Source organism: Telluria sp. ZB4P34, from assembly GCF_059686055.1.
This window is the reverse complement of record NZ_JCASIF010000006.1, coordinates 193604-205231: the sequence shown is the minus strand read 5'-3', so window position 1 is coordinate 205231 and position 11628 is coordinate 193604. Positions and strand designations below refer to the sequence as shown.

Genomic DNA, 11628 nt, shown 5'->3' with positions numbered 1-11628 from the left:
TTGCTGCGAGGCATCAGGAGTATCATGAAAGGCATACTAAAAGCGCAAGCGCCGCAGGAGTTGCCGTTCGCCGGCAAGGTGGCGCTCGTGACCGGCGCCGCCAGCGGCATCGGACGCGCCACTGCGCTCGCGTTCGGACGCGCGGGCGCGCATGTCGTGGTGGCCGACACGGCCATCGACGGCGGCCACGCGACGGCGGCGATGATCGTCGAATCGGGCGGCAAGGCCTTGTTCGTGCGCAGCGATATCAGCAAGACGGGCGACGTCGAGGCGCTGGTCGACAAGACCATCCATCATTACGGCCGCCTCGACATCGCCGTCAACAATGCCGCGATCGACGAGGAAAACGGACCGCTGGCCGAGGGCGACGAGGAACAGTTCGAGCGCATCATGGGCGCCAACGTCAAAGGCGTGTGGCTGTGCATGAAGTTCCAGTTGCGCCAGATGCTCAAGCAGGGCAGCGGGGCGATCGTCAACGTGTCTTCGGTATCCGGCCTGGTGGGCGCGCCCAACCGCGCGGTCTACGCGGCCAGCAAGCATGCCGTGGTCGGCCTGACCAAGAGCGCGGCGGCCGAGTACGCACGCGAAGGCATCCGCATCAACGCGCTGTGCCCGGCGGCGGTGAAGACGCCGATGCTGGCGCGCTTCGTCGAGCGCGCGCCGGCCGACGAAAAGAAGCTCAAGGCCGCGCATCCGATGGGGCGCTTCGCCGAGACCACGGAAATCGCGAACGCCGCGCTGTGGCTGGCGTCGGAGCAGGCCTCCTACGTGAGCGGGCACGAGCTGGTGGTGGACGGCGGATTCACCGCAGTCTGAACGAGGTAGGGGTGATCCAGTCCACTGGACTGGATCACCCCTACGGACCGTCATTCCTTACCCAGTGCAAACTGGTGCACCCTACTTGGGACGCGCTTCCCTCAGGCGATGGCTGGACAGCGCCACGCGCCCGGCGCGGATCTCGCCCACCGCCTCGGCCACGGCGCGCGCCACGTTGCGCACCTCTTCCTGCACCGCGGTGTCCTGGTCGAGCGTCGCGTGGCTGCCGGCATACGATTCGTAGTAGCCGATGTAGCGGTCGAGCTGGGCGAAACTGCCGGCATCGATCAGTCCCATCCAGCTGAGCCAGTCGGACAGCGCGCGGCGCGTGCCTTCGATGCCGGCCACGTCGCCGTGCACCACCAGGCCGTAGGCGCGGCCCGCCAGGTGCTTGGGATAGTCCCAGCCGGCCAGTTCCAGCGCCTTGGCTTCCTCGGCCTTCTTGCCGTGGGTGGAGGTGGGGTCCGGGTTGCCGCCGTCGGCGCACACCAGGCGGTCGATCATCAGCTTGAGCACCGCCGGGGCCTGGTACCAATAGACCGGCGTAAGGATGATGACGCCATGCGCCAGGACCCAGCGCTCGTAGATTTCGTTCATCCAGTCGTTGACCTGGCGTTCGGCGTGGTTGGGATAGCAGCTGCAGGGCCAGTGGCACAGCGGCATGGCGGTCGACACGCAGCCCTTGCACGGATGGATATGGCGGTCGTAGTCCGAGTTGAGCAGGCTGAGGTCGAGGATGTCGGCCTCGAAGCCCTGCTGCGCCAGCACGTCGCGCGCGAGCATGGTCAGGCGCCAGCTCTTGGAGACTTCTCCGGGGCAGGTGCCGTCGTTGCGCGCGGACGCGTTGACCAGCAGGACGCGGTTGCGCGAGGCAGGGTCTTTCTGGTGGCGCTCGGCGGCCAGCAGGCGCGCGTGCGCTTCCTTCCATTCGACCGACAGGTCGTAGTCCGGATCGGCAAAGCCTGGCCCGGCCTTGACCGTGCGCGGCGCCTTGCGTCCTTCGCGGTAGGCCTCCCACGCCACCTGCTCGATCGCCTCCAGCTCGCCGCCCAGCCTGTCGTAGGCGGGATCCTGGAAAGCCTGCCGGAACCGCAGGTGGAACTCGTTGCGCCCCAGCTTGGCCGGTGCCTGCCCCTTGCGTACGTCCGTCATGCCGCCTCCGCTGCTCGTCGAATAGCGGAATTATCAGTCCAGCCCGATTGTGACAATGTACGCGCGCGCACTCACGCACCCGAAAGCCAGGACAAAGCTGGGGCGAAAAAAAACCGGACACGAAGTCCGGTTTTTCCGCGATCGCAGCTGCTTACTGGGCTGCGACAGTATTTCCGCCCTGCAGCAGGATGACCCAGTACTTGGCCAGATCGGTCGCACCGCCGCCGCCCTTGATGCCCTGGAAGGTCTGGATCGCCTCGTCTTTCTTGCCGGCGCGGACCTGCGCCATGCCCAGGCGCAGCTTGGCTTCGTCCGGCGCCTTCAGGCCGCCCTTGGCGATGCCCTGCTGAATGAAGCCGATGCCCTTGTCGGCCTGGCCCATGGTGGCGTAGGCCCAGCCCAGGTTGACGAGGCCGGCGCCGGTCTTGGCCTTGGCCGCATTCGCTTCACCGCCGGCGATGGTCTTGACGTCGTCGGCGGCCTGCTTGGTCGCCTTGCTGCGCAGCGCGTTGTGGGTCTTGGCGTCGCCGCCCTTGCCCAGCACGCCGGCCGCGAAGCCCTTGTCCAGCACTTCCTTGGCTTCGGCCGGGAAGCCGTCGCGCAGGGCCACTTCCGCCAGGTAGGTGTAGTGCTCCGGCGGCATGGCGCCGACGGCGGCCATTTCCAGGCGCAGCATGTTGGCGCCGTAGGTCGCTTCGTCGAAACCGGCCTTGCGGGTCACGCCGCGGTTGAGCAGGTCCATCCAGAAGTCGTCGTTCGGGTAATACTGCACCAGGTTCTCGAGCGCCAGCATGTAGCTGTCGTTGTCCTTGGCCTTGTTGGCTTCCTGGCCCAGTAGGCGCAGGTCGTTCTCGGCCGGCTTCTGGCCGGCCTTCTTGGCCTCGTTGATCGACGCCAGCAGCATTTCCTTGGCGCCGCCGAAGTTACCGCTGTTGACCTGCGCGCGCGACAGCGCCGTGCGCACCTTGGCCGGGTCGCCGCCTTCCTTCTGGAAGCGGGTGTACCACTCGACCGCCTTGGCGTAGTTCTTGGCGTTGAAGTTGGCGTCGCCCAGCGCCTGGAAATAGTTCAGCTGGTCGGCCTTTTCCAGGCGTCCCGAGGCCAGGATCGCTTCCATGGTCGGGATCGCGACGGCGCCGTTTTCCGAACCCAGGGCCCACGACAGCTTCATGCGGTTGATGACGTAGTCTTCATAGGGCGTGCGGTTCGGCATCGCTTCGGCCTGGGTGATGCGGTTCTGCACTTCGGTGAAGTTCTTGGCATCCATCAGCGCCTTGATGGCAGCCGGGTCGAGCAGCTTGAACATGTCGGGACGAACGGTGTCCTTCGCCGCTGCCCGCGCGGCGGCTGCCGCGGCATCGCTCTTCTGCTCGCTTTTTTGCTGCGCTTGGGCACTGGACACCAGTGCCGGAGCGGACACGCCGATCGCGGCGAGCATCAGGCAGAGGCGGGCAAGACGGAATTGGGCCATGGAGTATCCTTCAATTAAGTCGATAATGGTGGGGCATGCATGCTCAGCAATATAGCCAAGTTGCTATCCCGGACAAAAGCTGCATTGTCCCATAAAAGTGCCGTTTTCAGGCCCGGCAATTGTGCCGCATATGGGGGACGCCCCGCATGCGACTTTACATTGCCTTACATTGACTCAGCCGGCGGCTTGTGCGGGGGGAATTCGAAGCCAGGCACGGGGCACTTCCCGAGCGCCTCGATCTCCCCGGCCAGCCAGGCGACCACCGCGTCCACGGCCGGCGGCGCGAAGCCATAGGTCATCAGGGCCGGGGCGTCGAAGTCGAGCGCCTGGTAGGGATTCCACAGGGCCAGGTGCAGGTCTGGCCGCCAGCCGGCGCGGGCCTGCGGACCGTAGCGGCGGCGCGAGGTCGAGGCCAGCATGGTGAAGCGGCCGTCCTGGGGCAGGGCGCTCCAGTCGAAGCTTTCCGCATCCGCGAAGGTGACCAGCTCGACATCGTACAGCCGGCCGAGCGCGCTCGCCACGGCGCCTGCCGGCACGCCGGCTTCCGAGACGCCGTCGCTCACCACGTCGGCGCGCGCCACCAGGCGCACGCGGCTGCCGGGGGCGGGACGCCGCGGCCGGCCCAGCGCGCTCAGGCCGGCGCGCCAGGCGCGCGCCATCAGGGCGCGGTCGTCGTGCTCGGTCGCATAGGTCACCGGCCCGGCGGGATGCGCGGCGGCCAGCTTCGACAGGCGCGCCAGGCGGGCGTGCACGCCGTCCAGTGGCAGCACGCCGTCGCGGATCGCCGCGGCGATCGCCTGCACGGTTTCCACCTGCGTTTCGCGCGAGCCGATCGCCATCACCATGTCGGCGCCGGCCACCAGCGCGTTCACGGCCGCCTCGCCGGCGCCGTAGCGGTGCGCGATCGCGTGCATGTCCATGCCGTCGGTGATGATCACGCCATCGAAGCCGAAGCGCTCGCGCAGGATGCCGGTCAGGATCGGGCGCGACATCGTGGCCGGGTTGGCCGGGTCCAGCGCCGGGTAGACGATGTGGGCGGTCATCACGGCCGATGCTGCATGTTCACCTTGCGCCGCAATCCGGAACGGCGCGAACTCGAAGCGCTCCAGCTCGGCCAATGGCTTGTCGACCGTCGGCAGGTCGCGGTGCGAGTCGACGTGGGTGTCGCCATGGCCGGGGAAGTGCTTGACGCAGCAGGCCACGCCTTCGCTTTCGCTGCCTTCCATCCAGGCCATGGCGATGCCGGTCGCCGTTTCCGGATCGGCGCCGAAGGAACGCTCGGCGATCACCGGATTGTGCGGGTTGTTGTTCAGGTCCAGCACCGGCGCGAAATTCCAGTTGAAGCCGAGGGCGCGCACGGCACGCGCCACGGCGGCGCCGACCGCGCGCGCCAGCTGCGCGTCGTTCGCGGCGCCCAGCGCCATCGCGCTCGGCGGCGCCGGCACCCAGGTCGAGCGCACCACGGCGCCGCCCTCCTGGTCGAGCGCGACCAGGGCCTCGGGCCCCATCGCATCGCGCAGCATGCCGGTCAATCGCGTGAGCTGGGGCGCATCCAGCATGTTCTGGCGGAACAGGCAGGCGCCGCGCACCTTGTAGCAGCGCAGGAAGGCCTCGGTATCGGCGTCGAGTTCGGTGCCGAACAGCCGCACCATGATCAGCTGGCCGGCAAGCTCGAGGTAGTCGCTCTGGTCGTGGTTCATGTCAGTTCGTCTTGGTGACCTTGCTCAGGTGGCGCGGCTTGTCCGGATCGAGGCCGCGCGCTTCCGACAGGCTGGCCGCCATCATGTAGAAGGCCTGGATCGCCGTAATCGGATCGAGGTCGGGGATGGCCGCCGTCGGGAGCAGCAGGTCGCGGCTGGCGATGTCTGCGGTGGCGGCCAGCAGCACGCGCGCACCGCGCCCGCGCATCTCGTCGGCCAGCGCCACCAGGCCTGCCTGGGCCGGGCCGCGGGTGGCGAAGATCAGCAGCGGATAGCCTTCCTCGATCAGGGCCATCGGGCCGTGCTTGATCTCGGCGCCCGAGAAGGCTTCGGCCTGCAGCGCCGAGGTTTCCTTGAATTTCAGGCTCGCCTCCAGCGCCACCGGGAAGCTGATGCCGCGCCCGACCACCATGATGTTGCGGGCCGGCGCCAGCACCTCGATGGCGGCGGACCAGTCGGCGCCGCTGGCGGTGCGCAGCGCATCGGGCAGGGCCGCGATGCCGTCCTTCAGCTCGGGATCGTTCTGCCATTCGGCGACCAGGCGCGCGCCCGCGACCAGGCTGGCGATGAAGCTCTTGGTGGCGGCCACGCTCTGCTCCTTGCCCGCATGCAGGGGCATGGTCCATTCGGCGGCCCTGGCCAATGGAGAGTCGGCGTCGTTCACCAACGCCACGGTGGTGGCGCCGCCGTTGCGGAAGTAGCTGATCGGCTCGACCACGTCGGGGCTCTGTCCCGACTGCGAGATCGACACCGCCAGGGTGTCGCGCGTGACCAGCGGCGATTTATAGAGCGTGACCAGCGACATCGGCAGCGAGGTCACCAGGCGGCCCATGCGCGCCATGATCAGGTAGGCCAGGTAGCTCGAGGCATGGTCGGAACTGCCGCGCGCCACCGTCACCGCGCTGTGGAAGCTGGTCGAGCGCAGCGCGCGGCCCAGTTCAGCGTAGCGGTCGGCGTCCTGCGCCAGCTGGCGCGCCACGCAGTCTCCTGCGGACAGGGCTTCCTGGTACATGAGCGACGTCGGGGTGGGCGAGGTCATGGCGGCGGTCACTGTGCTTCTCCTTCGATATAAACGGCTTTGATGTTCAGGTCGCGGTCGAGCACCACGAAGTCGGCATGGCAGCCCGGCGCGAGGCGGCCGCGCCGGGTTTCGCCGAGGTAGTCGGCGGCATGGGTGGAGACGCGCCGGCTGGCCTCGGCCAGCGGCAGCCCGATCTTCACCAGGTTGCGCAGCGCGCCGTCCATGGTGAGGGTGCTGCCGGCCAGGGTGCCGTCCTGCAGGCGTACGCCGCCCATGCACTTGTGGACCACCTGGCGGCCCAGCATGTATTCGCCGTCCGGCATGCCGGCGGCGGCGGTGGAATCGGTCACGCAGAACAGCTTCGGGATGCAGCGCAGCGCGGTCCTGATCGCGCCCGGGTGCACGTGCAGCAGGTCGGGGATGATCTCGGCGTATTCGGCGTGCGCAAGCGCGGCGCCGACCATGCCGGGTTCGCGGTGGTGCAGGCCGGGCATGGCGTTGAACAGGTGGGTGAAGCCGGCCGCGCCGTGCGCCAGGGCCTGTACGCCCACCTCGTAGGAGCCGCTGGTGTGGCCGATCTGGACCCGGATGCCGGCGTCGGCGATGGCGCGCAGCAGCTCCATGTGGCCGTCGATCTCCGGCGCCACCGTGATCAGGCGCATCGGCGCCAGGGCGTGGAAGCGCATCACTTCGTCGAGCGTGGCTTCGCGCGCATACGGCGGCTGGGCGCCCAGCTTGCCGGAATTGATGTAGGGGCCTTCCAGGTGCACGCCGAGGATGCGCGCCTCGCCCCTGGCGCGCGTGCGGCAGGCGGCGCCGATGGCGGCCAGTGCGCGGTCGATGTCCTCGACCGGCGCGGTCATGGTGGTGGCCAGCAGGGCGGTGGTGCCGTGCTTCGCGTGCAGGGCGGCGATCACGTGCGGCGCGTCGCCGCCTTCCATCATGTCGCGTCCGGCGCCACCGTGCACGTGCACGTCGATGAAGCCGGGCAGGACATAGTCGTCGCCATTGCCCGCGGGGTCCGCCTGGTGTCCGTCGACGGCGTCGATGAAGGCTCCGTGGCGCAGTTCGCCGTGGATCCAGCCGTCCGGGGTGAGGATGTTGCCTTTCATGATGTGCTTTCTTGAAGTCGTTGCCCGATCATGCGCAATGCGCCGGAGGCCGAATCGCCCTGCGGCGGCACGCAGCGCGCCCGGGTGTCGGCAGGCAGCCAGGGCAGCATGGCCTCGCCCAGGCCGCCGCACATGGCCAGCGGCAGGGCGTGCGACGGGTCGAGCGCATCGGCGATGCTCGCCACTTCGCGCCCCGCGTGTTCGAGGATGGCGCGCGCCACCGGGTCGGTCTCGCCGTGCGCCACGACGAAGCGCGCCAGGCTGGCGTAGGTGGTCTGGTTGGCCCGGCCGAGCCACATCTGCACGGCGTCGCGCGAGCCGCCGCAGAACGCGATCAGCTCGCGGGCGAAGGCGCGTCCCTCTACGCGGCCGTCGAGCACCTGTTCGATGTGGTTCAGCGCGCGCAGGCCCATCCAGGCGCCGCTCGCTTCATCGCCGGCCGGGAAGCCCCAGCCGCCGACTTCGACCGCGCTGCCATCCGGCAGGATCGCTTCGCCGACGCTGCCGGTGCCGAGCGCGACGATCGCGCCGGGCCGGCCGCCGTGGGCGCCCATCACGGTGGTGTAGCCGTCGTTGTCGAGGGCCAGCCGGGCGTAGCCGGGGTTGGCGGCCACGAAGGCAGCCGCCCATTCCTTGTTGTGCACGCCGGCCAGGCCGAGGCCGATGGCGCAGGAGGACATCGGCACTTGTTCGATGCCGATGCCGGCGAAGGCCTGGGCGACAACGCCGTTGATGGTGGTCCACGCATTGTCGATGCCGCGCGACAGGGCCGAGGGGCCGCCGGTCGCCTGGGCGCATTCGATGAAGCTGGTGCCGTCGGGACGGGCCAGGCGCACGCGGGTGCCGGTGCCGCCGCCGTCGACGCCGATGAGGTAGTCGGTCATGGTGTGAGTGTTCAGCCGGAGGGTCAGCGCACTATAGGCAGACCGTACCATGCTGTCAACAGGTATTTAACTGGTATGCAAATTTTGTGAGCAGCTATACCTCCATAGCCTATGGTTATTTGCATAAGTCATTGACTTTGCAAATGTTTTTATTGGTATGCGAATTGGTATTGTAAAACTTGAAAAATTGCTGGTGTGGCTGCAGGAAGCGCTGGCGCCGCCGGCCGGCGGCGCCGAAGGGAATGTCGAGGCGGTCTTACTCGGCCGGTCGGCTGCCGCTGCGGTCCACCAGCAGCAGGCGGCCGCGTTCGTCATGATGCGGCTCCTGGCGCCCCGCCTTGCGCCGGCCGGCGCCGCGTTCTTCGCGTCCGGTGACCTTGACGGCGGCGTTGCCGGGACCGCTCACCGAGATGTCGGCGCGGCCGGCGCTCAGCCGGCGTCCATCGAGGCCGCCCGAACCGCTGAGCCGCGCCTTGACCAGGTCGACCTTGCCGTCGACCTGGGCGGAGGCCGGGCCGGTGATCTTGAGCAGCAGGCGCTTGCCGTCGATGCTGGCTTGCAGCCCGCCGGAGCCGTGCAGTTCGGCGTCCAGCGTGTCGGCTACCTTGGCCAGCTGGATGCCGCCGGGACCGCGTGCCTTCAGCGCCGCGCGCCTCACCTGCAGCGCGCCCGCATCCAGGTCACCCGAGCCGCCGACGTCGGCGGTCAGCTCGCCGATGCTGCCGCTCAGCGTCGCGCTCCCGGGGCCGCCGAGGCGCACGATCGCATTGGCCGCCTGCAGGCCGCTCGCCTGCAGCCCGCCCGAGCCGCTCACGTCGGCGTCGAAGCGCCTGATGTGGCCGGCCACGCAGGCATTGCCCGGGCCGCGCTGGACGGTGGAGGCCGCCTCGACCGCCAGCGCGCAGGCGTCGAAATCGCCCGAGCCGCCGATCTCGGCGCGCAGCTCGCGCGCGCTGCCCGACAGTGTCATGCCGCCCGGGCCGCTCATCTGCGCGCTCAGGCGCGCCAGGCGCAGGTCGTCGGCTGCGAGGTCGCCGGAACCGCTGAGCGTGGCGGCCAGCGCGTTGCCGACCCCGGCCAGGCGCACGTCGCCCGGACCCGACATCTCCAGGTCGACGTCGGCCGCCTTCACGCGGTGCAGGTCGAGGTCGCCGCTGCCGCCGGCGCGCACGGCCAGTTCGCGGACCACGCCCGACGCCTGCAGGTCGCCGGGCCCGTCCACGCTGAGCGCGAAGCGCTCGCCCGCCAGCTGCGACAGTTCGACGTCGCCGCTGCCGGACATGGCGAGGCGCTTGAGCCCGTTGGCCGTGATGCTGATGGTGACCGTGTCGCGCCGCTTGCCCCAGCCGAAGTGGAAACCGCGGCGCGCGACCGGCCGCACCACCAGGGTGTCGCCGCGCACCACGGTCTCGATCTCGTCGAGCTGCCGGCGCTCGCCCGACAGCTCGACCGCCTGCCGGCCCTGGGCGCGCACCACGACCGCGTAGGGGCCGGACAGCTCGATGGCGCTGAAGGCCGGCAGCTTGCGCTGCTGCGCGACCACGCTGTCCGGCGCATCGGCACGGCTGGCCTGGGTGGCGAGGACGCCGCCGGCGATGGCGGCGGCGAGGAGGGCGGGCCTGAGGACGGTTTTCATTGCTGATATTGCTGATCAGTGGTGGAAGCATCGGGAGCCTGGACAATACGACAAGCCGGCGCCGCAGGCAGGGGGAAAACGACGGAAACGCGAAAACGGGGAACAGGGTGCATATCCGGCGGATGAGCCGTCCCGGCCGGTGCTATATTGGCGCTTCCAACCCGAGGAGCCTCCCGATGTCTTCGCTCACCGTACGCAAGCTCGACGTCGACCTGTCGCACGGCTTCGGCCGCCGCTGGCTGGGCGGCGACGCCTACCGTACCCAGTTCTTCAACGCGCTGTCGATGACCTTCCCGATCGGCGAGCAGATGTTCATCGACAGCCTGCGCGCCGTGCCCGAGGAGTGCATCGCCGATCCGGCCCTGCGCGCCGACGTGAAGGACTTCATCGGGCAGGAAGCGACCCACCGCCACATGCACGTCCAGTACAACGCCGAGCTGGAGCGGCAGGGGCTGTCCTTCGTCACTGGCGGGCGTATCGCGCGCCGGGTGGCGCGGGTGAACGGCCTGAGCGTGCGCAGCCGGGTGGCCATCACCTGCGCGCTCGAGCACTACACCGCGATGCTGGCGGACGGCGTGCTGCGCCATCCGGAATGGATCGCCGACGCCGAGCCGCAGCTGCGCCGCCTGTGGGAATGGCATGCGGCCGAGGAGCTGGAGCACAAGGGAGTCGCTTTCGATGCCTATCGCGCGGCCGGCGGCGGCTACTGGCGGCGGGTGCTGTGGTTCCTGCACGTGAGCCTGGTGTTCTGGTTCGACAACTTCGTGCAGACGGCGCACAACCTGCACCGCGACCGCGCCCTGCAGCGTCCCGGCACCTGGCTGAGCGCCGCGCGCATGTGGTTCGGCCGGCGCGGACTGGCCTGGCACATGGCCGGGCCGGTGCTGCATTATTTCTCGCCGCGCTTCCATCCTTGGCAGCATGACAACCGCGCCCTCGTGCAGATGTGGCTGGACCGCAACACCGAGGCCTGGCGGGCGCTGCGCACCACCGCTCCTTGAGCGCCGTCGGGCCTGCCGCGTGACCGGGCAAGCCCCTGCGGTGTCATAATGGGAGCATGGAAGGAGAACTCCAGTGATTCGCTATATGGGCACCCGCAAGAACGAGGACGGGGCGGCCGTGTACGTCTTTATCGTCAACGGCATGCAAAAGGAAGTGCGCGAGCATGCGCTCAAGCAGCACCCTGGCTGCTACGAAGCCCTGCCGGCCGCGGTCAGGGCCCAGATTGCGGCCAACCGCGCCTGGCTGTCCAGGCTGTAGCCGGCCGTGCGACGCTCACGCCCGGCGGCTGCCGCGAAGTTTGGGACGACCTTTGGCACGACCTTTGCCACGACCTTCGCCGCATCCTTCGCCAGCTTGCTGCTCTCCAGCCTGCCGGCCCAGGCCATGCCGTCGACCTTCAGCCAGGTGATCGGCAACGCCCTGCTGTGCCGCAGCCACCTCGACAACCGCTATTTCCACGATTACCTCACCGCTTCCTTCGGCCCGGCCTACAAGCGCGAGGGCGGGGCCCACTGGTTCCGTGTCGAGGCCAGCCTGTGGGGCGCGGAGGTCACCGACGTCATGGTCAGCGACGACACGAGCGAGCTGGTCTTTATCGCGGCCGTAACCGGCAGCACGCCGCAGGAACTGGAAAGCGCGGCCCGCAGCGTCGCCGGCGGCCCGTTCCGGGCACAGGATGCGTCCGCCTTTCCTTTGCGCGTGTCAGACACGGGCAGCACGATCGCTTACATGAATGACAAAAGCAAGATATATTGCGCGAAGTTCAAGACGCAGCCGGCCCGCTAGCCGCGCATCGGCGCGTTCATTGGCCTGCTCATTTGTTTGACCACTGCT

At 68.9% G+C, this 11628-nt stretch carries 11 protein-coding genes; 4 read left to right on the top strand and 7 right to left on the bottom strand.

Going from position 1 to position 11628, the window contains the following annotated elements:
- The first annotated feature begins 24 nt into the window (after positions 1 to 24).
- Positions 25 to 816, top strand: coding sequence for an SDR family oxidoreductase (locus AC56KL_RS13080; protein ID WP_497180589.1), 792 nt, complete (start codon positions 25 to 27; stop codon positions 814 to 816).
- An 81-nt stretch (positions 817 to 897) separates the two neighbouring features.
- Here AC56KL_RS13080 and AC56KL_RS13075 read toward each other — a convergent pair whose 3' ends face one another.
- From AC56KL_RS13075 to AC56KL_RS13045, 7 genes are all read right to left on the bottom strand, one after another.
- Positions 898 to 1968: a flavodoxin family protein gene (locus tag AC56KL_RS13075; protein ID WP_497180588.1), complete on the bottom strand. Its 1071-nt coding sequence runs from the start codon at positions 1966 to 1968 to the stop codon at positions 898 to 900.
- A gap of 151 nt (positions 1969 to 2119) precedes the next feature.
- Positions 2120 to 3439, bottom strand: coding sequence for a hypothetical protein (locus tag AC56KL_RS13070; RefSeq protein WP_497180587.1), 1320 nt, complete (start codon positions 3437 to 3439; stop codon positions 2120 to 2122).
- Between the two features lie 164 nt (positions 3440 to 3603).
- Complete coding sequence (gene nagZ, locus AC56KL_RS13065; RefSeq protein WP_497180586.1) at positions 3604 to 5139, bottom strand: beta-N-acetylhexosaminidase; 1536 nt, start codon at positions 5137 to 5139, stop codon at positions 3604 to 3606.
- Between the two features lies 1 nt (position 5140).
- Positions 5141 to 6151: an SIS domain-containing protein gene (locus AC56KL_RS13060; protein WP_497180640.1), complete on the bottom strand. Its 1011-nt coding sequence runs from the start codon at positions 6149 to 6151 to the stop codon at positions 5141 to 5143.
- Positions 6152 to 6186: 35 nt separating this feature from the next.
- Positions 6187 to 7272 (bottom strand): N-acetylglucosamine-6-phosphate deacetylase, encoded by a 1086-nt coding sequence (nagA, locus tag AC56KL_RS13055; protein WP_497180585.1) that lies wholly within the window; start codon positions 7270 to 7272, stop codon positions 6187 to 6189.
- A complete protein-coding gene (locus AC56KL_RS13050) occupies positions 7269 to 8156 on the bottom strand; it encodes a glucosamine kinase nucleotide-binding domain-containing protein (RefSeq protein WP_497180584.1) in 888 nt (295 codons plus the stop codon). The genes nagA and AC56KL_RS13050 overlap by 4 nt, the downstream gene beginning before the upstream one ends.
- Positions 8157 to 8412: 256 nt before the next feature.
- Entirely contained in the window at positions 8413 to 9792 is a 1380-nt protein-coding gene (locus AC56KL_RS13045) for a GIN domain-containing protein (protein WP_497180583.1), read from the bottom strand.
- A 176-nt stretch (positions 9793 to 9968) separates the two neighbouring features.
- Here AC56KL_RS13045 and AC56KL_RS13040 point away from each other — a divergent pair, with 176 nt between their 5' ends.
- The 3 genes from AC56KL_RS13040 to AC56KL_RS13030 all read left to right on the top strand — a co-directional run bounded on the left by AC56KL_RS13040 (position 9969) and on the right by AC56KL_RS13030 (position 11580).
- Positions 9969 to 10793 (top strand): metal-dependent hydrolase, encoded by an 825-nt coding sequence (locus tag AC56KL_RS13040; RefSeq protein ID WP_497180582.1) that lies wholly within the window; start codon positions 9969 to 9971, stop codon positions 10791 to 10793.
- A 73-nt stretch (positions 10794 to 10866) separates the two neighbouring features.
- Positions 10867 to 11052, top strand: a complete 186-nt coding sequence (locus AC56KL_RS13035) for a hypothetical protein (RefSeq protein WP_497180581.1) — start codon at positions 10867 to 10869, stop codon at positions 11050 to 11052.
- 6 nt (positions 11053 to 11058) lie between these two features.
- On the top strand, positions 11059 to 11580 hold the full coding sequence (locus AC56KL_RS13030; protein WP_497180580.1) for a hypothetical protein: 522 nt from the start codon (positions 11059 to 11061) through the stop codon (positions 11578 to 11580).
- Positions 11581 to 11628: the final 48 nt, after the last annotated feature.

What these genes read in the sequence shown, in the direction of transcription:
- AC56KL_RS13080 (WP_497180589.1), top strand. Translation starts at nt 25, where the DNA reads ATGAAAGGCATACTAAAAGCGCAAGCGCCGCAGGAGTTGCCGTTCGCC.
- AC56KL_RS13075 (WP_497180588.1), bottom strand. Translation starts at nt 1,968, where the DNA reads ATGACGGACGTACGCAAGGGGCAGGCACCGGCCAAGCTGGGGCGCAAC.
- AC56KL_RS13070 (WP_497180587.1), bottom strand. Translation starts at nt 3,439, where the DNA reads ATGGCCCAATTCCGTCTTGCCCGCCTCTGCCTGATGCTCGCCGCGATC.
- nagZ (WP_497180586.1), bottom strand. Translation starts at nt 5,139, where the DNA reads ATGAACCACGACCAGAGCGACTACCTCGAGCTTGCCGGCCAGCTGATC.
- AC56KL_RS13060 (WP_497180640.1), bottom strand. Translation starts at nt 6,151, where the DNA reads ATGTACCAGGAAGCCCTGTCCGCAGGAGACTGCGTGGCGCGCCAGCTG.
- nagA (WP_497180585.1), bottom strand. Translation starts at nt 7,272, where the DNA reads ATGAAAGGCAACATCCTCACCCCGGACGGCTGGATCCACGGCGAACTG.
- AC56KL_RS13050 (WP_497180584.1), bottom strand. Translation starts at nt 8,156, where the DNA reads ATGACCGACTACCTCATCGGCGTCGACGGCGGCGGCACCGGCACCCGC.
- AC56KL_RS13045 (WP_497180583.1), bottom strand. Translation starts at nt 9,792, where the DNA reads ATGAAAACCGTCCTCAGGCCCGCCCTCCTCGCCGCCGCCATCGCCGGC.
- AC56KL_RS13040 (WP_497180582.1), top strand. Translation starts at nt 9,969, where the DNA reads ATGTCTTCGCTCACCGTACGCAAGCTCGACGTCGACCTGTCGCACGGC.